Origin of the sequence: Peterkaempfera podocarpi, assembly GCF_042466665.1 — a bacterium.
Classification (GTDB): domain Bacteria; phylum Actinomycetota; class Actinomycetes; order Streptomycetales; family Streptomycetaceae; genus Peterkaempfera; species Peterkaempfera podocarpi.
Genome location: NZ_CP162102.1, coordinates 3,333,450 through 3,357,131, shown reverse-complemented (window position 1 = coordinate 3,357,131; position 23,682 = coordinate 3,333,450). Strand labels below are relative to the sequence as shown.

Annotated in this window: 19 protein-coding genes and 1 pseudogene; 13 read left to right on the top strand and 7 right to left on the bottom strand. The window is 73.0% G+C overall.

Translation table 11 applies throughout. The features are described from left to right. From lon to AB0761_RS14545, 3 genes are all read left to right on the top strand, one after another. Window positions 1-2,451, top strand: coding sequence for an endopeptidase La (lon, locus tag AB0761_RS14555; protein WP_377269418.1), 2,451 nt, complete (start codon window positions 1-3; stop codon window positions 2,449-2,451). 207 nt (window positions 2,452-2,658) lie between these two features. Next, the gene (locus AB0761_RS14550; protein ID WP_377274094.1) at window positions 2,659-3,462 is read left to right on the top strand and encodes an enoyl-CoA hydratase/isomerase family protein; all 804 of its coding nucleotides are present in this window, start codon (window positions 2,659-2,661) and stop codon (window positions 3,460-3,462) included. Between the two features lie 87 nt (window positions 3,463-3,549). Further along, window positions 3,550-4,791: a peptidoglycan recognition protein gene (locus AB0761_RS14545; protein WP_377269417.1), complete on the top strand. Its 1,242-nt coding sequence runs from the start codon at window positions 3,550-3,552 to the stop codon at window positions 4,789-4,791. A gap of 139 nt (window positions 4,792-4,930) precedes the next feature. Here the strand turns inward: AB0761_RS14545 and AB0761_RS14540 are convergent, their stop codons facing one another. The 3 genes and pseudogenes from AB0761_RS14540 to xylA all read right to left on the bottom strand — a co-directional run bounded on the left by AB0761_RS14540 (window position 4,931) and on the right by xylA (window position 6,858). Then, window positions 4,931-5,194, bottom strand: a complete 264-nt coding sequence (locus tag AB0761_RS14540; RefSeq protein WP_377269416.1) for a dsRBD fold-containing protein — start codon at window positions 5,192-5,194, stop codon at window positions 4,931-4,933. A 111-nt stretch (window positions 5,195-5,305) separates the two neighbouring features. After that, window positions 5,306-5,596 carry a hypothetical protein gene (locus tag AB0761_RS14535; RefSeq protein ID WP_377269415.1) on the bottom strand — a complete coding sequence of 97 codons (291 nt, stop codon included), beginning with the start codon at window positions 5,594-5,596 and terminating at the stop codon, window positions 5,306-5,308. A 93-nt stretch (window positions 5,597-5,689) separates the two neighbouring features. Further along, a pseudogene (xylA, locus tag AB0761_RS14530) lies at window positions 5,690-6,858 on the bottom strand (xylose isomerase). A gap of 96 nt (window positions 6,859-6,954) precedes the next feature. Here xylA and xylB point away from each other — a divergent pair. The 3 genes from xylB (at window position 6,955) to AB0761_RS14515 (ending at window position 10,186) form a co-directional block, all read left to right on the top strand. Continuing rightward, window positions 6,955-8,382 (top strand): xylulokinase, encoded by a 1,428-nt coding sequence (gene xylB, locus AB0761_RS14525; RefSeq protein ID WP_377269414.1) that lies wholly within the window; start codon window positions 6,955-6,957, stop codon window positions 8,380-8,382. A gap of 89 nt (window positions 8,383-8,471) precedes the next feature. Next, a complete protein-coding gene (locus tag AB0761_RS14520) occupies window positions 8,472-9,653 on the top strand; it encodes an ROK family protein (protein WP_377274092.1) in 1,182 nt (393 codons plus the stop codon). A 77-nt stretch (window positions 9,654-9,730) separates the two neighbouring features. Next, window positions 9,731-10,186 (top strand): MarR family winged helix-turn-helix transcriptional regulator, encoded by a 456-nt coding sequence (locus AB0761_RS14515; RefSeq protein ID WP_377269413.1) that lies wholly within the window; start codon window positions 9,731-9,733, stop codon window positions 10,184-10,186. Window positions 10,187-10,383: 197 nt separating this feature from the next. Here the strand turns inward: AB0761_RS14515 and AB0761_RS14510 are convergent, their stop codons facing one another. Then, window positions 10,384-10,626: a hypothetical protein gene (locus AB0761_RS14510; protein WP_377269412.1), complete on the bottom strand. Its 243-nt coding sequence runs from the start codon at window positions 10,624-10,626 to the stop codon at window positions 10,384-10,386. Between the two features lie 28 nt (window positions 10,627-10,654). Next, window positions 10,655-11,818, bottom strand: coding sequence for an anion permease (locus tag AB0761_RS14505; protein WP_377269411.1), 1,164 nt, complete (start codon window positions 11,816-11,818; stop codon window positions 10,655-10,657). A gap of 457 nt (window positions 11,819-12,275) precedes the next feature. On the opposite strand from AB0761_RS14505, the gene AB0761_RS14500 reads away from it, so the two are divergent. The 6 genes from AB0761_RS14500 (at window position 12,276) to AB0761_RS14475 (ending at window position 18,783) form a co-directional block, all read left to right on the top strand. Then, on the top strand, window positions 12,276-14,156 hold the full coding sequence (locus AB0761_RS14500) for a sensor histidine kinase (protein ID WP_377269410.1): 1,881 nt from the start codon (window positions 12,276-12,278) through the stop codon (window positions 14,154-14,156). Beyond that, window positions 14,153-14,626: a roadblock/LC7 domain-containing protein gene (locus AB0761_RS14495; RefSeq protein WP_377269409.1), complete on the top strand. Its 474-nt coding sequence runs from the start codon at window positions 14,153-14,155 to the stop codon at window positions 14,624-14,626. The genes AB0761_RS14500 and AB0761_RS14495 overlap by 4 nt, the downstream gene beginning before the upstream one ends. Next, on the top strand, window positions 14,623-15,081 hold the full coding sequence (locus tag AB0761_RS14490) for a DUF742 domain-containing protein (protein ID WP_377269408.1): 459 nt from the start codon (window positions 14,623-14,625) through the stop codon (window positions 15,079-15,081). The genes AB0761_RS14495 and AB0761_RS14490 overlap by 4 nt, the downstream gene beginning before the upstream one ends. Before the next feature lie 73 nt (window positions 15,082-15,154). Further along, window positions 15,155-15,727 (top strand): ATP/GTP-binding protein, encoded by a 573-nt coding sequence (locus AB0761_RS14485; protein WP_377269407.1) that lies wholly within the window; start codon window positions 15,155-15,157, stop codon window positions 15,725-15,727. A gap of 76 nt (window positions 15,728-15,803) precedes the next feature. Then, window positions 15,804-17,042, top strand: coding sequence for a styrene monooxygenase/indole monooxygenase family protein (locus tag AB0761_RS14480; RefSeq protein ID WP_377269406.1), 1,239 nt, complete (start codon window positions 15,804-15,806; stop codon window positions 17,040-17,042). 193 nt (window positions 17,043-17,235) lie between these two features. Continuing rightward, a complete protein-coding gene (locus AB0761_RS14475; RefSeq protein WP_377269405.1) occupies window positions 17,236-18,783 on the top strand; it encodes an NlpC/P60 family protein in 1,548 nt (515 codons plus the stop codon). 25 nt (window positions 18,784-18,808) lie between these two features. Here the strand turns inward: AB0761_RS14475 and AB0761_RS14470 are convergent, their stop codons facing one another. Beyond that, window positions 18,809-20,449 (bottom strand): chitinase, encoded by a 1,641-nt coding sequence (locus AB0761_RS14470; protein WP_377269404.1) that lies wholly within the window; start codon window positions 20,447-20,449, stop codon window positions 18,809-18,811. Between the two features lie 125 nt (window positions 20,450-20,574). Between AB0761_RS14470 and AB0761_RS14465 the strand changes: the two genes are divergently transcribed. Beyond that, entirely contained in the window at window positions 20,575-21,105 is a 531-nt protein-coding gene (locus tag AB0761_RS14465) for a DUF1697 domain-containing protein (RefSeq protein WP_377269403.1), read from the top strand. A gap of 9 nt (window positions 21,106-21,114) precedes the next feature. Here AB0761_RS14465 and AB0761_RS14460 read toward each other — a convergent pair whose 3' ends face one another. Beyond that, the gene (locus AB0761_RS14460) at window positions 21,115-23,415 is read right to left on the bottom strand and encodes an FdhF/YdeP family oxidoreductase (protein ID WP_377269402.1); all 2,301 of its coding nucleotides are present in this window, start codon (window positions 23,413-23,415) and stop codon (window positions 21,115-21,117) included. Window positions 23,416-23,682: the final 267 nt, after the last annotated feature.

The following is a 23,682-nucleotide window of genomic DNA, read 5'->3' as shown; positions in this document are numbered from 1 at the left end:
ATGGCTTTGTCGCCCGCGCCGCTCACCCTTCCTGTGCTGCCCCTCGACGACGAGGTCGTGCTGCCCGGCATGATGGTGCCGCTGGATCTGTCCGACACCGAGGTGCGTGCCGCCGTCGACGCCGCCCAGGCGGCCGACCGCGGAGTGGAGGACGGCGCCCGCGCCCCCGGCATCCGCTCGGTGAAGGCCCGCAAGCCGCAGCTGCTGCTGGTCCCCCGGATCGACGGCGTCTATGCGGCCGTCGGCACCCTCGCAACCGTGGAGCAGGTCGGCCGGCTGGCCGACGGCGACCCCGCGGCACTGGTGCGCGGCGTCCGCCGGGTGCGGATCGGCGCCGGGACCACCGGCCCCGGCGCCGCCCTGTGGGTGGAGACCGCGGACTTCCACGAGCCTGCCGTCGGCAAGGAGGGACCGCTCCCGCCCCGGGTCGCCGAGCTGGTGCACGAGTACAAGTCCGTCGCCACCCGCTGGCTGCGCAAGCGCGGCGCATGGCAGGTGGTCGACCGGGTCGCCCAGCTCGAGGACGTCTCCGAGCTGGCCGACAACATCGGCTACGCCCCCTTCCTCACCGCGGAGCAGAAGCTCCGGGTGCTGGAGACCGCCGACCCCGCGGAGCGCCTGGCGTACGCCCTCCAGCTGCTGAAGGACCACCTCGCCGAGGAGGAGGTCAACGACACCATCCGCAAGGACGTCCAGGAGGGGGTGGAGAAGCAGCAGAAGGAGTTCTTGCTCCGCCGCCAGCTGGAGGCCGTCCGCAAGGAGCTGGCCGAGCTGGGCGGCGACGCCGCCTCCGAGGAGGAGGACTACCGCGCCCGGGTGGAGGCCGCCGACCTGCCGGAGAAGGTGCGCGACGCGGCGCTGAAGGAGGTCGACAAGCTGGAGCGGTCAGCCGAGGGCGCCTCGCCCGAGGCCGGCTGGATCCGCACCTGGCTGGACACCGTCCTGGAGCTGCCGTGGAACGAGCGCAGCGAGGACGCCTACGACATCGCCGGCGCCCGTGCGGTGCTGGACGCCGACCACGCCGGCCTCGCCGACGTCAAGGACCGCATCGTGGAGTACCTGGCGGTGCGCAAGCGCCGCGCAGGCCGCGGCCTCGGCCTGGTCGGCGGCCGCCGCGGCGGCGCGGTGCTGGCCCTGGTCGGGCCTCCCGGGGTCGGTAAGACCTCCCTGGGGGAGTCGGTGGCCCGCGCCATGGGGCGGACCTTCGTCCGGGTGGCGCTCGGCGGCGTCCGCGACGAGGCGGAGATCCGCGGCCACCGCCGCACCTATGTCGGCGCACTGCCCGGCCGGATCGTCCGGGCGATCAAGGAGGCCGGGTCGATGAACCCCGTCGTCCTGCTCGACGAGATCGACAAGGTCGGCTCCGACTACCGCGGCGACCCCGCCGCCGCCCTGCTGGAGGTGCTGGACCCCGCGCAGAACCACACCTTCCGCGACCACTACCTGGAGGTCGAGCTCGACCTCTCCGACGTGGTCTTCCTCGCCACCGCCAATGTGCTGGAGGCGATCCCCGAGCCGCTGCTGGACCGGATGGAGCTGGTGCGGCTCGACGGCTACACCGAGGACGAGAAGGTCGTCATCGCCCGGGACCACCTGCTGCCCCGGCAGCTGGAGCGGGCCGGGCTGGCCGCCGACGAGGTCCGGGTCGACGACTCCGCGCTGCGCAGGCTGGCCGGGGAGTACACCCGGGAGGCGGGCGTGCGGAACCTGGAGCGGTCCATCGCCCGCATTCTGCGCAAGGTCGCGGCCCAGCACGAACTGGGCGAGCGCGCCCTGCCCGCCGAGGTGACCGCGGACGGTCTGCGCGCCCTGATCGGACGCCCCCACCACACCCCGGAGTCGGCCACCGAACCCGCCGGGCGGCGCACCGCCGTCCCCGGGGTCGCCACCGGGTTGGCCGTCACCGGCGCGGGCGGCGACGTGCTCTATGTCGAGGCGTCGCTGGCCGACCCGGAGACCGGCTCCACCGGGCTCAGCCTCACCGGCCAGCTGGGCGAGGTGATGAAGGAGTCCGCGCACATCGCGCTCTCCTTCCTGCGCTCCCACGGAGCGGAGCTGGAGCTGCCGGTCACCGACTTCAAGGACCGCGGCGTCCATCTGCACGTACCGGCGGGAGCCGTTCCCAAGGACGGCCCGAGTGCCGGGGTCACCATGACCACGGCGCTGGCCTCGCTGCTCTCCGGCCGCCGGGTGCGGACCGATGTGGCGATGACCGGTGAGGTGTCGCTGACCGGGCGGGTGCTGCCGATCGGCGGCGTCAAGCAGAAGCTGCTGGCGGCGGACCGGGCGGGCATCACCACCGTGCTCATCCCGCAGCGCAATGAGCCCGACCTGGACGACGTCCCCGCGGAGGTGCTGGCCAGGCTCACCGTCCACCCGGTCTCCGACGTCCGCGACGTCCTGGCGCTGGCCCTGGAGCCGGCCGCGGCGGCCGTGCCCGCGGCGGCCTGACCGCCCGCAGGTCTGCGGGGCCCCTCCCCGTCCCCGGGAGGGGCCCGCTCGCGGTTGAGGCCGCCCCCGGCGGTGCGCCCTCGCCGTGCACCCCCGGCGGCGCCCCGCGGTGTGCCGGGGATCACCGCGGGCGGGGGTGGCGCACCGGTGGTACGGGTCGGTTGTCTGGGCCCGGAGCCGAGTGGACGGAGGAGCAGGGTGGAGCAGGTGCTGCTGGCGGGGCGGGCGGAGTGGCCGACCGGGGTGCCGGGGCTGCGGGCGTACACCGGGGCGGACGGGGTGGCGGTGCTGCTGATCGACCGCCCGGCCAAGCACAACGCCCTCACCCTCGCCATGTGGCGCGGGCTGCCCGGTCTGCTCGGACGGCTGGCGGAGGACCCCGGGGTGCGGGTGCTGCTGCTGGCCGGGGCGGGCGGCACCTTCTCGGCCGGGGCCGACATCGCCGAGCTGCTGGAGGTGTACGCGGACCCGGAGCTGGCCGACGAGTACCACCGGGACAATGTGGCGGCCGAAGAGGCGCTGGCGGGCTTTCCGCACCCCACGGTGGCGGTGGTGCGGGGGGCCGCGGTGGGCGGTGGCTGCCAGCTGGCGGTCGCCTGCGACCTGCGCTTCGCTGCGGCCGACGCCCGGCTGGGGATCACCCCGGCCAGGCTGGGAGTGGTCTATCCCGCGGTCCCCACCGCCAGGCTGGCCCGGCTGGTCGGCCCGGCCCGCGCCAAGTACCTGCTCTACTCGGCGGAGCTGGTCGACGCGGTCCGGGCGCGGCAGCTGGGGCTGGTGGAGGAGGCCGTGACCGGGGACGCGCTGGAGGCGAGGGCGCTGGAGTTCGCCCGTACGGTGGCATCGCGCTCGCCGCAGACGCTGGGCGCGATCAAGGCCGTGGTCGCCGCGGCCACCGAGGGCGGGGATCCGCAGGCGGCGGTGGAGCCCTGGGAGCGCAGGTCGCGGCATGCGCCCGATGTGAGGGAGGGGCTGGCGGCCTTTCTGGAGCGGCGCGCGCCCCGGTTCTGAGGCGTACGGCAAAGGCTCGGCAATCGGGTGACCCGCTCGGCCCACTTGTCGGGCAAATCCGACGAATCAGGCCATAGGATCCGGCGTATGCGCGTTCTTCGGTCGGCTCCCTCCGCAGCGGCCGGTGCCGCGGTCCTCGGCCTGGTCGCCCTGGCGGCGTGTGCCGCGCCACCGGCCGTACCGGTCCGCTCCGGTGCCGCCGCGAGGAAGGAAGCACCCGGGGCACCCCGGCCCGCCTCCTCCTACACCCTGCCGCTCGTCACCAGGACACCTGCGGGAACCACCGCCCCGCGGGCCGTCCCGGCGCACACCACCCGGCCCTTCTCCATGCTCGGCGTGGTCTGGGACGACGCCCGGAACCCGCTGAACGCCACCGTCCGGATCCGCACCCGCGACCGGACCGACGGCCGCTGGAGCGCCTGGCAGACACTCCGCGCCGAGGACCGCGAGCAACCCGGCCCCTCCGCGGACAAGGAGCAGGCCCGCGGCTACACCAGCCCCCTGTGGGTCGGCCCCTCCAACGGGGTGCAGGTCGTGGTGGGCCCGCCCAGCGGCGGCATCCTGCCCACCGGGCTGCGCCTCGCCCTGGTGGACCCGGGCGGTCCCGCGGAGCAGCCCGCCGTGCCCGGCGGCCCGCCGCACTGGCTGCTGCTGCACGACTCTGCGGCCAGGCCCGCGTCCCCGGTCCGCTACACGGTCCCGCGGCCCGCCATGGTCGGCCGGGCGGGCTGGAAGGCGGACGAGTCGCTGCGGCACAAGGCGCCGATCTACGCGCCCGGGGTACGGATGATCTTCATCCACCACACCGACAACCCCAACGGCTACTCCTGCTCCGAGGTGCCGGAGATGATCCGGGCCATGTACCAGTACCACGTCACCGAGCTGGCCTGGGACGACATCGGCTACAACTTCCTGGTCGACCGCTGCGGCACCATCTACGAGGGCCGCGCCGGAGGCGTCGACCGGCCGGTGGTCGGCGGCCACACCATGGGGTTCAACATCGGCTCCATGGGCATCGCCGCCATCGGGGACTTCCGGGCGGGCAACACGGTGCCCAAGCCGATGATCGACGCCATCGCCCGGCTGGCCGCCTGGAAGCTCTCCCTGGCCGGGGTCTCGCCGACGGGCCACGCCGTCATGGTCTCCCAGGACAGCGCCACCCGGTACCGCAAGGGCACCAAGGTCGTGCTCAATGTGATCTCGGGGCACCGCGACGCCGTCTACACCGAGTGCCCCGGTGACTCCCTCTACGCCGTGCTGCCGATCATCCGCGCCAAGGCCGCCGGCCTTGTCCGGGACGCCGCGGCCCACCACGCGGCCAAGCACTGAGAATCGGCTGCCGGGCACGCCGACCGATGTGACCGTTCTCTCACCGGTCCGGCCCGTCTGCGCGGGCGGGCCTCCCCGCGACCGCGGACGGCCGTCGTCCTCGGGGGCGGGGGCGGGGGGCGGGGGCGGGGGAGGTGGCTCAGCGCAGCAGATGGACGGGGTGGCGCACCTCGTCCTCGATGTCCCCGGAGGCCTGGGCCAGCATCTTGCGGGCCAGCGAGTTCAGGGCCCGCGCCGCGGCCAGCTCCTCGCCGATCCGCGGTTCGGGATGGTCGCTGTCACTGCAGGTGGAGGCGCCTCGGGCGGCCACTCCGGGGGCCCTGACCCCCACGAGCCGGGCTTCGCACTCGGTGTTCCTGCCGTCCTCGTCGAAGAACAGCCGGACGTCCCATTCGTGGCGCATGGCGTCCACTTCCTCGGGTGGGTCGGGTCTTCCTCCCCCGAGTCCCAAGGGTGCGCCCGAGGCAGGGGACGGGCAAGAGCGCACCGGGCGCGGGACCGCCCCGGGCGCAGCTCAGACGCGGTGCCCCTGGGTGCGCAGCCAGCGGTGCACCGCCTCCTTGTCGGCGACGGTGATCCGGGGACCGGGACGCACCGGTCCCTCGTCCTCGTTGAACCCGGTGTCGGTGACCCGGGCGGTGGTCCAGTCGGCGAGTTGCTGTGCGGCGTCGGGCAGCACCCGGCCGCCGTCCTCCCAGGCACGCCGGGACGCCTCGGCGGCGTCCGGGTCGTTCTCGGCGGCCTCGGCCAGCCAGAGCGGGACCAGGCGGGCGGCCGTGCGCGCGTCCAGAGAGGGGTCGTTCATGCAGGTGAGCGTCACCGGCAGAGGTGGTCTTCATGCCGGTGATGAGCCGTCCGGGGGCGGCCGGCCGCCGCGGGCCGCCCCCGGACGGGTCCGTCAGCGCACGCCGAGCAGGTGGTCCATCGCGAGCTGGTCCAGCTGCTCGAAGGCCATGCCGCGGGCGGCGGCCGCGTCCACGTCGAAGTCCTCGAACGCGGAGCGGTCGGCCAGCAGGTCGGCGGCGGTCTCGCCCTTGTTCAGGGTGGGCTGCGCCAGCTCGTCCAGGCGGGCGGCGCGCAGCGCCTCCTGCACGGCCGGGTCGGCGCGGAAGGCGAGCGCGCGCTCCTTGAGGATCAGGTAGTTGCGCATGCAGCCGGCGGCCGACGCCCAGACACCGTCGAAGTCCTCGGTGCGCGGGGGCTTGAAGTCGAAGTGGCGCGGGCCCTGGTAGTCCGACGACTCCAGCAGGTCCACCAGCCAGAAGGCCTGGCGCAGGTCGCCGGCGCCGAAGCGGAGGTCCTGGTCGTATTGATGCCGGACTGGCCGTTGAGGTCGATGTGGAACAGCTTGCCGTGCCACAGCGCCTGGGCGATGCCGTGCGGGAAGTTCAGCCCGGCCATCTGCTCGTGGCCGACCTCGGGGTTGAGGCCCACGCGGTCGGCGTGCTCCAGCTCGTTGATGAACGCCAGGGCGTGGCCCACCGTCGGGAGGAGGATGTCGCCGCGGGGCTCGTTGGGCTTGGGCTCGATGGCGAAGCGCAGGTCGTAGCCCTGGGAGACGACGTAGTCGCCGAGCAGGTCGAAGGCCTCCTTGAGGCGGTCGAGCGCCACCCGGACGTCCTTGGCGGCACCGGACTCGGCACCCTCGCGGCCGCCCCAGGCGACATAGGTGGTGGCGCCGAGCTCGACGGCCAGGTCGATGTTGCGGATGACCTTGCGCAGCGCGTAGCGGCGGATGTCGCGGTCGTTGGAGGTGAAGCCGCCGTCCTTGAACACCGGGTGGGTGAAGAGGTTGGTGGTGGCCATGGGCACCTTGAGACCCGCGGTGTCCAGCGCCTGGCGGAAGCGCTTGATGATGGCCTCGCGCTCGGCGTCCGAGGAGCCGAACGGGATCAGGTCGTCGTCGTGGAAGGTGATGCCGTAGGCGCCGAGCTCCGCGAGGCGGGTCACGGACTCCACCGGGTCCAGTGCCGGGCGGGTGGCGTCGCCGAACGGGTCGCGGCCCTGCCAGCCGACCGTCCAGAGGCCGAAGGTGAACTTGTCTGCGGGGGTCGGGGTGATGCTCATGTTGCGGCTCCTCTATTCGTCAGGCCAGAAAACAAATTAGTATGCGGAGGCGCCATACGGAAGTCCCAGGGTGCAAAAGCCGCAGAAGGAGCGGGCATGAACGCAAGTCAGCGGGTCGTCATCGGGGTCGACAGCTCCACCCAGTCCACCAAGGCCGTGGCCGTCGACATCGACAGCGGCGAGGTGCTGGCCGAAGGTCGTGCAGCTCACACGGTCACCGGCACCGGCGGCGCCCGGGAGAGCGACCCCGAGCAGTGGTGGCAGGCGTTCAGCGAGGCGGTGGCCGCTACCGGCCACGCCGACCGGGCGCTCGCGGTCTCCGTCGGTGGACAGCAGCACGGGCTGGTGGCCCTGGACGCGGACGGCAGGCCGGTCCACCCGGCGATGCTCTGGAACGACACCCGCTCCGCCCCCCAGGCCGCCGCCCTCACCGAGCGGCTCGGCCGCGCGGAGTGGGCCCGCCGCACCGGCTCGGTCCCCACCGCCGCCTTCACCGTCGCCAAGTGGGCCTGGCTGCGGGAGAACGCCCCCGAGGCCGCCGAGCGCACCGCCGCCGTGCGGCTGCCGCACGACTACCTCACCGGCCGCCTCACCGGCGCCGGCACCACCGACCGCGGCGACGCCTCCGGTACCGGCTGGTGGGGCGAGAACGGCTACGACAAGGAGATCCTCGACCTGGTGGGCCTGGACGAGGGCCGCCTCCCCGAGGTGATCGAGCCGGGCCGCGCCGCCGGCACCGTACGCTCCGGATCCCCGCTGCCCGCCGGCATCCCGGTCGCCGCCGGCACCGGCGACAACATGGCCGCGGCCCTGGGTCTGGGCCTCACCCCGGGCCTGCCCGCCGTCTCGCTGGGCACCTCGGGCACCGTCTACGCCGTCACCCGCGGCCGCCCCGCGGACGAGAGCGGTACCGTGGCCGGCTTCGCCGACGCCTCCGGCGGCTGGCTGCCGCTGGCCTGCACGCTCAACTGCACCCTCGCCGTCGACCGGATCGCCGCCCTGCTCGGCCGGGACCGCGCCGACGTGGAGCCCGGCGGCACCGCCGTGGTGCTGCCCTTCCTGGACGGCGAGCGCACCCCCGACCTGCCCTACTCCTCCGGCCTCTTCCACGGCCTGCGGCACGACACCACGGCCGGACAGCTGCTCCAGGCCGCCTACGACGGCGCCGCCCACGCCCTGCTCACCGCCCTGGACGACGTACTGCGGCACGGCGGCGAGACCTCCACCGACGCGCCGATCCTGCTGATCGGCGGCGGCGCCCGCGGCGCCGCCTGGCAGAACACCGTGCGCCGGCTCTCCGGCCGCGCCGTCCAGCTGCCCCGCGCGGCCGAGCTGGTCGCCCTGGGCGCCGCGGCCCAGGCCGCCGGACTGGTCACCGGAGAGCAGCCCGCCGAGGTGGCCCGCCGCTGGGGCACCGCCGACGGACCGCTGCTGGACCCGCTGCCCAGGGACGAGGAAGCGCTGGCCCGCATCGCCGATACGCTGCACAGGGCCGGGCGGCTGTTCGAGGCTCCGACCCGCTGATCCGACAGGAGAAGGTGAAGCAGAACGTGCGTCAGCCGACCGCGAACGGCGGGACCCGCAACCGGCCCGCCCCGGCCTCGCAGCAGACCATGCGGCGGCAGAACCTGGCTCTTGTGCTGCAGGAGGTCGCCGCCCGGGCGCCGCTCTCCCGCGCGGAGGTCGCCGCGGCCAGCGGGCTCACCCGCGCCGCGGTCTCCTCCCTGGTCGAGGAGCTGATCGGCGGCGGACTGCTCGCCGAGCTGGGCCCGGCCCCCAGCGGCCGGGTCGGACGCCCGGGCAATGCGCTCACCCTCAACCCCGAGGGTCCCGCCGGGCTCGGCGCGGAGATCGGCGTGGAGCACCTGGCCGCCTGTGTCGTGGACCTCGCCGGTGAGCCCCGGGCCTGGCAGCGGATCGCCGCGGACAACCGCGGCCGGCCCGCCTCCGAGGTGCTCGCCGATCTGGCGGCGCTGCTCGGCCGGGTCACCGCCGAGGCAGGACCGCAACTGCGCCCGGCCGGGCTGGGGATCGCCGTCCCCGGCCTGGTCGGCGCGGAGCACGGCCTGGTCATCCGGGCTGCCAACCTCGGCTGGTCCGAGGTGCCGGTGATAGCGATGCTCCGCTCGGAGCTGCGCCGCGCAGGGCTCCCGGACCTCGCGGGGCTTCCCGCAGAGGTCGACAACGAGGCCAACCTCGGCGGCCTCGCCGAGCTCTGGCTGGGCGAGCACGCCGGCACCGGTGACTTTGTTCACATCTCGGCGGAGGCCGGTATCGGTGCCGCGCTGATCGTCGCCGGGCGGCTCTTCCGCGGTGCCCGCGGATTCGCGGGTGAGCTGGGCCACGTCCCGGTGGAACCCAGCGGTCCGGCGTGCGCCTGCGGCTCACGCGGCTGCCTGGAGCAGTACGCGGGGGAGCGGGCGGTACTGGCGGCGGCGGGCACCCACGGCACGGGCCGCGACTGGGTCACCCTGCTCGCCGAGCGCGCGGCCGCCGGTGACCCCGCCGTACTGGCAGCGCTGGACCGGGCGGGCACCGCACTGGGCACGGCGGTCGCCGGAGCGGTCAACCTGATCGACCCCGCCGCGGTGATACTCGGCGGCGGCTACGCCGAGCTGGGTGACTGGCTGGTGCCCGGGATGCGGCGCGAACTGTCGGCCCGGGTCACGGTGCGGCCGTGGTCCGACGACTGGCTCGCGGTCTCCTCGCTGGGCCGCCGCGGACCGCTGCTGGGCGCCGCCGCCGGAGTCGTACGGGCCATCGTGGAGGACCCGGGGCGGGTCGCCGTGCAGTGAGGGCCGCGCAGGGCCGCTGTCCTGGCAGTGGATACTTGGGCAGGCATCGGCCGTAGAGACGACCGGAGGACGGCGGCGTGAACGTGGGCGACCGGGTGGCTGAGGACGCCTTCGGCTCGGTGGAACGGGAGTTGGCGCTGCTCTTCCGTCGCGCCAGGGCCCGTGCGACCGACATGGCCCGGGAGGTCCACCCGGAACTGGAGGGCAGCGCCTATCCGCTGCTCGCTTACATCGAGGACTCCGGCAAGGTGCGCCTCACCGACATCGGGGTCCACTTCGGGGTGGGCAAGGCCACGGTGAGCCGCCAGATCAAGGCGCTTGAGGTGCTCGGCCTGGTGCGCCGGGAGTCCGATCCGCTGGACGGCAGGGTCTCACTGGTCTCGCTGACCGAGGAGGGCGACCGCCGCTACAGTCGCGCCCGCGACGCCCGGATGGGCAGCTTCCGCAGCATGCTGGGCACCTGGGAGCCCGATGACGTGGCCGTCTTCGCCCGTCTGCTGCACCGCTTCAACGGCCTTATCGAGAACAGCTGACGCGGGCTCATCGAGCACAGCTGACGCGAGCTTGTCGAGCACGGGTGCCGCGAGCTCGTCGAGCACGGGTGCCGCGGGCTTCTCGGAAACCGCTGCCACGGGCTCCTCGGGAGCAGCAGACGCGAGCCTCCGGAAAGAACTGACGCGGGGCGGGCCGAAGCCCGCCCCGCGTCAGTCGTACGTCGGTCGCGTCCGGCTCAGCGGACGGCGATCAGATACAACCCGTAGCCGACGGCCGCCGCACAGGCGGCGAAGCAGACGGCGGCCGTGCCCAGCGCCACCGAGCCGCCGCCGCTGCCGCCCTCGGCGACCGCCGCCTCACGGGCGGCCTCGCGGCGGGAGAGGGCGAGGGTGCCCAGGGCGAAGACCGTGACGATCGCCACCGTGATACCGAAGCTGACGCCTGCCGTGCCGGCGAGCGCACCCCACTTGATCTGCATGCGGGTTCCTTTCCTGCGACCCGGCGGGTCAGGCGGCGATGCCGGTCGGGGCCAGCGGGGTGGCGGGCGTGGGCAGCGGTGCGGGCTCGCCGTCCGTGACCACATTGCCCGAGTGCACCGGGCGGCGGCGGGAGATCACCCGGGCCGCGGTGGCGCCGGCGATCAGCAGCACACCCACCACGACGACCCCGGCGTCGCCGCGGCCGGCGATCCAGGCGGCGCCCCCGGAGACCGCGGCAGCGGCGGGGAGGGTCATCAGCCAGGCGTAGGCCATGCGGCGGGCGACGCTCCACCGCACCCGGGCCTCGGGGGCTCCGAGGCCCGCACCGAGCACACCGCCGGTGCAGACATGGGTGGTGGAGAGGCCGAAGCCCATGTGCGAGGAGGCCAGGATCACCGCGGTGGCGGCGGTCTCCGAGGAGAAGCCCTGGCGGGGCTCGATGTCGGTGAGGCCCTTGCCCATGGTGCGGATGATCCGCCAGCCGCCCATCCAGGTGCCGAGGGCGATCGCGCTGCCCGCGCTGAGCACCACCCACAGCGGCGGGTTGGCACCCGCGCCGAGGGCTCCGGCGGAGATCAGGGTGAGGGTGATGACACCCATGGTCTTCTGCGCGTCGTTGGTGCCGTGCGCCAGCGAGACCAGCGAGGAGGAGGCGACCTGGCCCATCCGGAAGCCGCGCCCGGTGGTCGCGGCACTGCCGCCGCGGGTGATCCGGTAGGCGAGCCGGGTGGCGCCCCAGGAGGCGAGACCCGCCACGACGGGCGAGGCCAGCGCCGGGATCAGGATCTTGGTGACGACGGTGTCGAAGTGCACCCCGTGCACCCCGACGCCGACCAGGGTGGCGCCGATCAGACCGCCGTAGAGGGCGTGCGACGAGCTGGAGGGCAGGCCCAGCAGCCAGGTCAGCAGGTTCCAGAGGATCGCGCCTGCCAGCGCCGCGAAGATGATCTCGGGGTGGACGCCGGCGCTCTCGTCGATGATGCCGCCGGAGATCGTCTTGGCGACCTCGACCGAGAGGAAGGCGCCCGCCAGATTGAGTACGGCGGAGATGGCCACGGCCACCTTGGGGCGGAGCGCGCCGGTGGCGATGGAGGTCGCCATGGCGTTGGCCGTGTCGTGAAAGCCGTTGGTGAAGTCGAAGGCGAGAGCCGTGATGATCACGACGGCCACCAGGAACGTGATGTGTTCCATACCCAAACAATCGTCTTAGGCGTTGTCGTCGTGGCGACCGTAAGCATCCATGGTGAACGGAAGGTTAACTGACCACGACTTCGAGGTGCCGACCCTTCGGAATCGTTTGACATGGCCATGAAACGATGCAATCGTCGGGATGTCCGGGACCGTGCACATGATCTGCACACTGCCCAGCGTGGTTTGATCTTGTTCTGGTGAGCCGTTGTGCGATTCACTCATTCGGGTGTCTGTGCCGGTATCGGGCGGTAGATGGCTCCTGTGCCGGTTGTGATGGCTGAGGCCGCAAGACACCCGAGTTCACCGAACGAGATTGCGAGATCCGGTGCGGACGAGGCGAGTGGAGCCGCGGCAGCACGCCGTACAGCCGAGCACAGAGCGCAGACGCGAACGCAACGGGGACGAGCGGCCGGCCGGCCACCGCCGGCCGCGGGCCGCAGCGTGGGCCGCCGTAGGCGTGCCCGCGACCCTGCTGACCACCGGCTGCGGAGCAGCGACCGGCGGCACCACCGCGGTGCTGGGCACGGCCGCCGCCGCCGCCGCGGTCGCCGCGGCCTGGGGCCTGGTCACCGCGGTGCGGCGGACGATGGTCCGCCCGCTGCTGCGCGAGCGCGACCGGACGGTCGCCGAGCGCGACCGGCTGGCGGGGGAGCGGGACGCCCTGATCGTCGACCGCGACCAGCTGCTGGCCGAGCGGGACGGCAGGATGGCACAGCTCCAGGCCCTCGCCGGCCAGCTCCAGGCGCTCTCCGCCGAACGGACCGGGCTCGCCGCCGAGCGCGACGAACTCACCGCGGAACGGGACGAGCTGCAGGGCAGCGTCGACGCCACCTTCGTCAATCTGGCGATGCGCACCCTGACCCTGGTCGAGCGGCAGCTGGTACTGATCGAGACCCTGGAGGGCCGCGAGGGCGACCCGGAGCAGCTGGACAACCTCTACCGGCTGGACCATCTCGCCACCCGGATGCGGCGCAACAGCGAGAACATGCTGCTGCTCGCGGGCCTGGAGAACAGCCGCCGGGGCAACCGCAACGTCCCGCTGCTGGATGTGCTCCGTGCCGCCGTCTCCGAGATCGAGCGCTATGAGCGGGTGCGCATCCAGTTCCTGCCCCGGGTGCGGCTGATCGGCGGCGCCGCCGACGACACCAGCCACCTGGTCGCCGAGCTGCTGGAGAACGCCACCGCCTTCTCCCCGCCGCAGGACGTGGTGGAGGTCGGCGGCTGGCTGCTGGACAACGGCGAGCTGATGATCTCCGTGGTGGACCGCGGTATCGGCATCCCCGCCGAGCGCCTGCGGGAGATCAACGAGCAGTTGGACCACCCGGATCCGGGCGACGCCGCACCGCTCTCCGGCAAGGCCCCATGGCGCGAGCAGACCGCCTCGGCGCGCAGCATGGGACTCTTCGTGGTCTCCCGGCTGGCCCGCCGCCACGGCGTGCGGGTGCAGCTGCGGGAGACGGTCACCGGTGGTGGTGTCACCGCCATCGTGGTGGTGCCGCGCGAGGCCATGCTGGAGGCCGACCTGACGGCCGCGGAGCTGGACGAGCAGCGCTCGGCCGAGCGGGAGGCGGCCGCCGCGGAGCCGGCGCCGGCCGCGCCCCCGGCGGTGCCGACGGCGCAGAACCCGCCGCTGCCCAGGCGGGGAGCGGCGATCCCGGCCCCCGCGGCCGCGGCGGACGATCTCGCGGCGGACGATCTCGTGGTGGATGACCTCGCGGCGGACGACCGGGGGGCGGACGACCGGGGCGGGCGGCGGCTCGACGACGGCCGCCACAGCCGCAGTGCCGAGCCCGCCGGGGAGACCCGGCCGCGCCGCGGTGCGGCTCCCGCGGAACCCGCTGCTCCCGAACCCGCTGCTCCCGAACCGGCTGCTCCCGAACCGGCCGCTCCCGTGGAGGCGGCGGACCCCGGCGCGACGCGGCCGGAGGACGGCGACCTGTCGCAGGACGGCCCGGTGACCAGGCTCGGGCTGCCCCGCCGGGTGCCCCGCGGCGGCGGCCTGCCCGGCACCGGTGAGGCGCCGGGATCGGGGCTGCGCAGGGAGAGCTCGCGCCCGGGTGAGAGCACCGGTTCCACCTCCGCCGCCGAACTCCGCCGCAGGCTCGGCGGGTTCCAGAGCGGACTGCGGCAGGCGGCCCGGGAGGCCGCCCAGGAGACGTCGCAGGGCGAGGCGGCCCCGCAGACGGCAGGGCGCGGGCGGGAAGCGGTGGCGCAGGACACCGCCCAGGAGCAGGCCCCGGCGGCGGAGCCGTCGCGGCAGAGGGCGGCAGGGACGGGGGACGCGGGGGAGAGCAGTCGGGGGATCGGCGGTTCCTCAAGCGAGGAGGCAAGCAGATGACGATTGGCGGCGCGGCCGGTGCGCCGGTGATGGCCCGCGGCGGCCCGGGCGGATCCGGGGTCAGCCAGGAGGCCCACAAGGTGAGGTGGCTGCTCTCGGACTTCGCTTCGGGAGTGCGCGGACTGCAGGACGTGGTGGTGGTCTCCTCCGACGGCCTGCTGCTCGCGGCATCCGAAGGGGCGAGCCGGGCCCAGGACCTGGCGGCGGTGGTGTCCGGGCTGGTCAGCCTGGGTGCCGGTGCCTCCCGGGTGCTGGGCAATGGCGCGGTCAGGCAGACCATCGTGACCATGGACGGCGGTCACCTCTTCCTGATGGCGATCAGCGACGGCTCGTGCCTCGGAGTGCACGCCTCGCTCGACTGCGACCTCAGCGTGGTCGCGTACCAGATGGCGCTGCTCGTCGAGCGGGCCGGGCACGCGCTCACCCCCGAGGTCCGCAGCGAACTCCACCGGGCGATGGCCGCCCGATGACCTCCGTGAAAGGTGGGTCTGTGCGCGGCAGCGAGCACAGCACAGGGCCCGTGCGGCGCCCTGGCGCCGGGCGGGCCTCCCGGGTCCGTCCGTATGCGATCACCGGTGGCCGGACCCGCTTCGGGCATGTGCTGCTGGTGGAGACCCTGGTCTCCGCGCTCAACCGCCCCGCCACCGCGGAGGGCGGGGGCCTTCCGGAGCTGGACGCCATCTGCGAGCTCTGCCGGGGCCACATGCGCTCCATCGCGGAGATCGCGGCGCTGCTGCGCATCCCGCTGGGTGTGGTCCGGGTGCTGGTCAGCGATCTCGCCGACCAGGGCAGGATCAGGGTGCACGGGGCGCCCGGGGGCGACGGCTACGGGGACATGCAGGACACAGGTGACGGGATGACCGCAGGTTCGACCGCGAACCGGGCGCTGCTGGAAAGGGTGCTGGGTGGACTTCGCAAGCTCTGAGACCGTGACGGCGGGGCCGGCCGGAGGCCGCCCGACCGGACCGGCCTCGGCCGCCGCGGCGGACCCGCGGGGCGTGCCCGGCATCCCGCTGAGTCCGACCGGGAACGCCACCTCCACCAAGATCGTGGTGGCGGGCGGCTTCGGGGTGGGCAAGACCACCTTTGTGGCCTCGGTCTCCGAGATCGTCCCGCTCACCACCGAGGCGGTGATGACCCAGGCCGGCGAGGGCATCGACGACGCCTCGGCGACCCCGGACAAGACCACCACCACGGTGGCCATGGACTTCGGCCGGATCAGCCTGGAGGACGATCTGGTCCTCTATCTCTTCGGCACCCCGGGCCAGCAGCGGTTCTGGTTCATGTGGGACGACCTGGTGCGCGGGGCGATCGGCGCGGTGGTGCTGGCGGACACCCGGCGGCTCGCGGACAGCTTTCCGGCGCTGGACTACTTCGAGGGATGCGGACTGCCGTTCATCGTGGCGGTCAACCAGTTCGACGGCGCCCCGAACTACTCCGCGAACGACGTCCGCGACTCCCTGGCCGTACCGCCGGAGATCCCGGTGGTGCTCTGCGACGCCCGGGCGCGGGGCTCGGTCGCGGAGGCGCTGACCACTCTGGTGGTGCACGCACTGACGGTGCAAGGATGATCAACTGTGCTCGACGGGGGGTTTGAGGGCACGTCAACTGACCACTGCTGGCTAGTCGAGGAGCCGAACAACCCCCATGAGCAAGATACTGATCGTCGGAGCCGGGCAGTCCGGACTCCAGCTGGCCCTGGGTCTGCAGTCGCACGGTTATGACGTCACGGTGATGACCAACCGCACGGCCGACGAGATCCGCAACGGCCGGGTGATGTCCACCCAGTGCATGTTCAGCACCGCACTGCAGCACGAGCGCGACCTCGGTCTGAACCTCTGGGAGGACCAGGCGCCCCGTATCGAGGGCGTCGGGGTCTCGGTGGCCGGGCCGGACGGCAGCCGGGTCATCGACTGGGTCGGGCACCTGGACGGCTACGCCCAGTCCGTGGACCAGCGGCTGAAGATGGCCGGCTGGCTGGAGACCTTCGCCCGGCGCGGCGGCCAGGTCGTGGTGCACGGCGTCACCGTCTCCGACCTGGACTACTTCTCGCGCAGCTATGACCTGGTGCTGGTCGCCGCGGGCAAGGGCGAACTGGTGTCGATGTTCGGCCGGGACGCCTCCCGCTCCCCGTACGACGTGCCGCAGCGCGCCCTGGCCGTCTCCTATGTGCACGGCCTCGGCCCGCGCCCCGAGCACGACTTCGAGGCGGTGCGCTGCAACCTGGTGCCGGGCGTCGGCGAGCTCTTTGTGATGCCCAGCCTGACCACCTCCGGCCGCTGCGACATCCTCTTCTGGGAGGGCATCCCCGGTGGCCCGCTGGATGTCTTCACCGGTGTCAAGGACCCGGAGGAGCACCTGCGGACCACCCTGGAGCTGATGCGCACCTTCACGCCCTGGGAGTACGAGCGCGCGGCCGGCGGTGTGGAGCTGACCGACGCGGGCGGTGTCCTGGCCGGTCGCTACGCCCCGGTGGTCCGCAACCCGGTCGCCGTGCTGCCCGGCGGCGGGTTCGCGCTGGGCGTCGCCGATGTGGTGGTCGCCAACGACCCCATCACCGGGCAGGGTTCCAACAACGCCTCCAAGTGTGCCGCCGCCTATCTGGACGCCATCCTGGAGCACGGTGACAAGCCCTTCGACCGGGACTTCATGCAGGCGGCCTTCGACCGCTACTGGGACTCCGCCCGGCATGTCACCAAGTGGACCAACGCCATGCTGGCGCCGCCGCCGGAGCATGTCCTCAACCTGATCGGCGCGGCCGGTCAGCTGCAGCCCGTGGCCGACCGCTTCGCCAAGGGCTTCGACGACCCGGCCGACTTCGAGGAGTGGTTCTTCGAGCCGGAGAAGGCCGGTGCCTACCTGGGATCGGTCGCCCCCCAGGCCTGACGCGCCGCCCGGTCCGGCCCCGGCCCCGGTACAACCCCGGGCCGGGGCCGGATGTCCTCTCTCCGATGAGAATTCACCCGGAGTCAGCTGGGCCCCCTGCCGTTGGTGGGTGCCTCCATGGCAGGATCGACCGGGTTCGGGAGCGGATCCGTCAGGGACGAGGGTCTGCCGATCGCACAGGGAGGCAGGGTTCATGGCGGTGGGGCAGCAGGCCGAGGGCAGGGGAGTGACACCGGCGAGGCCGTGGGTCCGGGCCGCACTGAGGTGCGGAGCCGTACTGGCCGTCGCCGCGCTGGCACTGCCGGCCACCGTCCAGACGGCCTGGGCCGCGCCCAACCCGGCGACGCTCGCCGGCACGACCGCGTCCGACCCGCTGGCGAAGGCCAGGGCGACGCTGGGCCCGCTGCTGGATGAGCTGCACGACCTGTACCAGAAGGCCGAGGAGGCCACCGAGCGGTACAACGACGCCTCGGACCAGCTGCGCCAGCACACCGCGATCGTCGCCGACCTGACGCGCCGGGTCGCCGAGAAGCAGACGCAGGTCGACGCGGGCACCGAGCTCGCCGCCGAACTCGCCCGCGCCCAGTACCGCAACGGCTCGCTCTCCGGCTATGCCGAACTGCTGCTCGCCGAGAGCCCCTACGAGGCCCTGGACCGCGGTCAGGACCTGCAGCGCGCCGGAGACGCCCAGGCGCAGCTGCTGGACGGGCTCAAGGCCGACCAGTCCGACCTGACCGCGCTCAAGACCCAGGCCGAGGGCAACCTGAGGACGGTGCAGCAGCTGACCGGGCAGCAGCAGTCCGCGCGGGACGCCGTACAGAAGCAGCTGGACGCCGTGGAGAAGGCCGTCGCGGCGCTCACCGGCGCCCAGCGGGCCGAGCTGGAGAAGCTGGAGAAGCAGGAGGCCGACCAGGCCCAGCTGGACTTCCTTGCCTCCGGTGTCCTCGGCAAGGGCGAGCGGGCCCCGTCCAAGGCCGGGCGCAAGGCGCTGCAGTACGCCTTCGAGCAGCTGGGCAAGCCCTATGTGTGGGGCGGGTCCGGACCGGATGTCTTCGACTGCTCCGGCCTCACCTCGCAGGCGTGGCTGCACGCAGGGCTGCCGATACCGCGCACCAGCCAGCAGCAGTGGGCGCAGCTCCAGCACATCCCGCTCAACCAGCTGCGCCCCGGCGACCTGGTGGTCTACTTCAGCGGTGCCACCCATGTGGCGATGTACATAGGCGCCGGCCTGATCATCCAGGCCCCCCGCCCCGGTGCCTTCGTCAAGGTGTCGCCGATGGGCGGTATGCCGATCCTGGGCGCCGTGCGCCCGGACCCCTCGGACGCGGGCGACGGCGGCACGTGGAAGATGCCCAAGATCCCCGGCGGCACGGACACCACCACTCCGATCCTGGGTGTCGACATCCATGACGGGGGCAAGCCCAAGCCCTACAAGCCCGCGCCGCCCGCCAAGCCGGCCGACCCCACGCAGCAGCCCTCCTCCTCCGCGCCGGGCAGTCCGTCCAGCGGCTCGTCGGCGGGGCCCTCGGGCAGCCCCAGCGGGTCCGCGTCCGCCTCCGGGTCGCCCAGCCCCTCGTCCTCGGACTCCTCCTCCGCGTCGCCCTCGGAGTCGGCCTCCGACCCGGCCTCCGAGTCGCCCTCGGAGTCCGCGTCGGCTTCGGCGGATCCGTCCGACTCGGCGGCCGCCGGCACCCCGGACAGCTCCGCCCTGCTGTCCGACCTGCCCACGGAGCTGGGCTGACGGCCGGGCAGCAGGGCGGACGGGATCAGCCGAAGTAGCTGTCGAAGTTCCTGGAGAACTCCCAGCTGCTGAAGCGGTCCCAGTTGACCGACCAGGTCATCAGCCCACGCAGGTCGGAGTGGGTGCCGCCGTGCAGGGTGTACGAGCCGCAGTTGCTGCCCTTGGTGAGGCAGTCCAGCGCCTTGTCCACCTCGGCCGGGGCCACATAGCCGTTGCCGGCGTTCTGGTTGGCGGGCATGCCGATCGCGACCTGGGAGGGTGCCAGGGCGGGGAAGAGGTTGGCGGTGTTGCCCGCCACCGGGAAGCCGGCGAGCAGCATGTCGGTCATGGCGATGTGGAAGTCGGCGCCGCCCATCGAGTGGTACTGGTTGTCCAGGCCCATGATGGAGCCGGAGTTGTAGTCCTGGACGTGCAGCAGGGTCAGGTCACCGCGGAGTGCGTAGATCACCGGCAGATAGGCGCCCGCCCGCGGGTCCTGGCCGCCCCAGGGGCCGGATCCGTAGTACTGGTAGCCCAGTTGCACAAAGAAGGTCTCCGGGGCCATGGTCAGCACGAAGCCGGAGCCGTAGCGGGCCTTGAGGCTCTTCAGCGCGGAGATCAGATTGACGATCACCGGGGTGGTCGGGTTCTTGAAGTCGGTGTCGCCCGTGTCCAGGGCGAGCGAGTGGCCCTCGAAGTCGATGTCGACGCCGTCCAGGCCCCACTTGTCGATGATCGCCGAGACCGAGCTGACGAAGGTGTCGCGTGCCGCGGTGGTGGTCAGCTGGACCTGCCCGTTGGCGCCGCCGATGGAGAGCAGCACCTTCTTCCCCTGGGCGCGCTTGGCCTGGATGGCCGCCTTGAAGTCGGTGTCGGACTCCACGGTCGGACACTCGGAGACGGAGCACCGGTTGAAGCGGATGTCCCCGGAGGTGGGTGAGGTGGGCTCACCGAAGGCCAGGTCGATCACGTCCCAGTCGGCCGGCACATCGGACACCCGGGTGTAGCCCGAGCCGTTGGCGAAGCTGGCGTGCAGATAGCCGACCAGGGCGTGCGCGGGCAGCCCGTTGCTGGGCGGGGGCGTCGTCGGGGGCGGTGTGGTGGGCGGCTGGCTGGTGGGGGGCTGGGAGGTCGGCGGCTGACTGGTCGGCGGCTGACTGGTGGGCGGCGGTGTGGTGGCGGGGGCGCCCGGTCCGTCCAGGGACACGTCGTCGGCGTAGTAGGTGCCCTGTCCGTACCAGCCGTGCAGATAGACGGTGGCGCTGGTCTGGGTGGCGCCGGTGGTGAAGGAGAGCGAGAGCTTGCTGTACGCTCCGCCGGTGGAGGGCGTCCAGGTGCTGGCACCGCCGTCCACCCCGAGGTAGACATAGGCCCCGTTGACATAGGACGACAGGGTGTAGGTGGTGCTGGGCGCCACCGGCACGGTCTGGGTGCACTGTGCGGTGTCGCTGGCGGAGGCGGCGCCGGCCAGGGCGTAACTGCCGCTGTGGGCGTGGCCGGTGACGGCACTGCCGTTGCTGCAGCTCCAGCCGGAGAGGCCGCTCTCGAAGCCGCCGTTGGTCAGGAACTCCCCGGCGTGTGCGGCCGGTGCGAAGCCGATGGCTGCGGCAAGTGTGGCGGCGGCCGCGGTGGCCAGTGCGGTGGCGGCGGCGGTGAGCGGGCGCGGATGGGGGCGTGGTCTGCGCATGATGCGGTGCTCCTGGGTCGACACGGGCGTGGGGGGGTGTCGGGGAGGCGTCCAGAAAGGACTAGACCACTGAACTAGGTATGGACCAAGCATGTCAATGGAGCGGAGCGCGCTAGAGTCCCGCCATGACCAGGTATGTGGCTCTGCTGCGCGGCATCAACCTGGGTACCCGCAACCGGATCGCCATGGCCGACCTGCGGGACCTGCTGGGTGAGCTCGGCACCGGGGTCAGGACCCATCTGCAGAGCGGCAACGCGGTCCTCACCGCACCCGGCCGTACGGACCGGGAGATCGCCGCCGCCGTCGAGCAGCGCATCGCGACCCGGCTCGGGCTGAACGTGCCCGTGGTGGTGCGCACCGCCGCCGAACTGCGCGCGGTGGTCGACGGCAACCCCATGGAGGTGCAGGACCCGACGAGGTTCCTGGTCTCGTTCCTCGCGGCCGAACCCGGACCGGAATTCACGGCCGGCCTCGACCTGGCCGCCTATGCCCCGGAGGAGATGCGAGTCGTCGGCCGCGACATCTACCTCAGCCTCCCCGACGGGGTGCGCAACGCCAGGCTGCCGGCCCTCCTGGACCGGCGCCTGACCGTCACCGCCACCCTCCGCAACTGGAACACCGTCGTGCGGCTGCTGGAGCTGGCCGAGCAGGAGTGACGGGCGCCGTCACTCCTCCCCGCTGTCCGCCTCGAAGCGGACCACCACCGACTTGGAGGTGGGCGTGTTGCTGGTGTCGGCCGTGGAGTCCAGCGGAACCAGGACGTTGGTCTCCGGGTAGTAGGCCGCCGCGCAGCCGCGGGCCGTGGGGTAGTGCACGACGCGGAAGTGCGGGGCGCGCCGCTCCACTTCGTCGCTCCACTCGCTGACGAGATCGACGTAAGCACCGTCGGCCAGGCCCAGCTCGCGGGCGTCGTCCGGGTTCACCAGCACCACCCGCCGGCCGTCCTTGATGCCTCGGTAGCGGTCGTCCAGGCCGTAGACCGTGGTGTTGTACTGGTCGTGGGAGCGCAGGGTCTGCAGCAGCAGCCGGCCGGGCGGCACCTCGGGGGCGGTCAGCGGGTTGACGGTGAAGTTCGCCTTGCCGGTGGCGGTGGGGAAGGTACGGGTGTCGCGGGGAGCGTGCGGCAGGGCGAAGCCGCCGGGGGTGCGCACCCGCTCGTTGAAGTCCTCGAAGCCCGGGATCACCCGGGCGATCCGGTCGCGGATGATGTCGTAGGACTCCGCGAAGTCCTCCCACGGCACCTGGTCCTCCGGTCCCAGCACCCGCCGCGCCAGCCGGCAGACGATGGCGACCTCGGAGAGCAGCTGCGGCGAGGGCGGACGGAGCGCGCCACGCGAGGCGTGCACCATCCCCATGGAGTCCTCCACGGTGACGAACTGCCGCCCCTTGGTGGTGCGGTCCAGGTCGGTGCGGCCCAGGGTCGGCAGGATCAGCGCGCGGGCACCGGTCACCACATGCGACCGGTTGAGCTTGGTGGAGACATGCACCGTCAGCCGGCAGCGGCGCATCGCCGCCTCGGTGGCCAGGGTGTCGGGGGAGGCGGCCACGAAGTTGCCGCCCATGGCGAAGAAGACCTTCACCCGGCCGTCCCGCATGGCCCGGATGGTGTCCACCGTGTCAAAGCCGTGGTGGCGCGGCGGCTCGAAGTCGAACTCCCGGCCGAGGGCGTCCAGGAAGGCCTTGGCGGGCCGTTCGAAGATCCCCATGGTGCGGTCGCCCTGCACATTGCTGTGGCCGCGCACCGGGCAGACACCGGCGCCGGGACGGCCCACATTGCCGCGCAGCAGCAGGAAGTCGACCACCTCGCGGATGGTGGGCACCGAGTGCTTGTGCTGGGTGAGGCCCATCGCCCAGCAGACGATCACCTTGCGGGAGTCCAGCACCAGCGCGGCCAGCTCGCGGATCTGCTGCTCGGGCAGGCCGGTGGCGGCCAGTACCGCGTCCCAGGAGGTGGAGCGGGCATCCTCGGCCCACTCCTCGAAGCCCAGGCAGTGCTGCTCGATGAAGTCCCGGTCCAGGACCGTGCCGGGCGCCTTGTCCTCCGCCTCCAGCAGCAGCAGGTTGAGGGCGCGGAACAGCGCCAGGTCGCCGCCCAGCCGGATCTGCAGGAAGAGGTCGGTCAGCCGGGTGCCGCCGCCGACCAGGCCGCGCGGGGTCTGCGGGTTCTTGAACCGCTCCAGGCCGGCCTCCGGCAGCGGGTTGACGCTGACGATCCTGGCGCCCGCCCGCTTGGCGCGCTCCAGCGCGGAGAGCATCCGGGGGTGGTTGGTGCCGGGGTTCTGCCCGGCGACGATGATCAGGTCCGCCTGGTAGAGGTCCTTGAGATGGACGCTGCCCTTGCCCACTCCCAGCGTCTCCACCAGTGCCGAGCCGGAGGACTCATGGCACATGTTGGAGCAGTCGGGGAGGTTGTTGGTCCCCATCCTGCGGGCGAGCAACTGGTAGACGAAGGCGGCCTCGTTGCCGGTGCGCCCGGAGGTGTAGAAGGCGGCCTCGTCGGCGGAGCCCAGCGCGCCGAGTTCCTCGGCGACGATGCCGAAGGCGCGGTCCCAGCTGATCGGGACATAGCGGTCGGCGCCCTCGTCCAGCAGCAGCGGCTCGGTCAGCCGTCCCTGCTGCCCGAGCCAGTAGCCGGACCGCCCGGCCAGCTCCGAGACCGGGTGCGCGGCGAAGAACTCCGGCCCTATTCGCCGCTCGGTCGCTTCCTCCGCGACGGCCTTGGCACCGTTCTCGCAGAACTCCGCGATGTGCGGCTTGTCCGGCTCGGGCCAGGCGCAGCCGGGGCAGTCGAAGCCGTTGGGCTGGTTGACCCTGCGCAGGGTGGCGAGGGTGCGCCGGGCGCTCATCTGCCTGCCCGCCGTCCGCAGGCTCTTGACGACGGCGGGGACGCCCGCCGCCGCGCGCTGGGGCGCGCCGACCTCCGGCGCATCCTGTGCCGGATCGCTCTCGGGAGCCCGCCTGGCCATCTCGCCCACCTCAGGTCAGCCGGTGCGGGCCGCGCCGCCGCACCTGACCCGGCCATCCTCCCACCTGTGCACAGGGTGTGGACCAGGGCCCGTCAGGGACCGGGGGCCGTCGGGCGGTCCAACCGGATCCGGGCCGCGGGCTCCGTCGGCGGCGCATCGGCGCGGCATCCGCGGGCGGGCCCCGGGATCTCTCTCAGCCGTCTCTCAAGCGCCGCTCAGTGTGCGATCAGGGAAGCTGCGTAACGTGAGGGTGGCAGGCCGGATCCA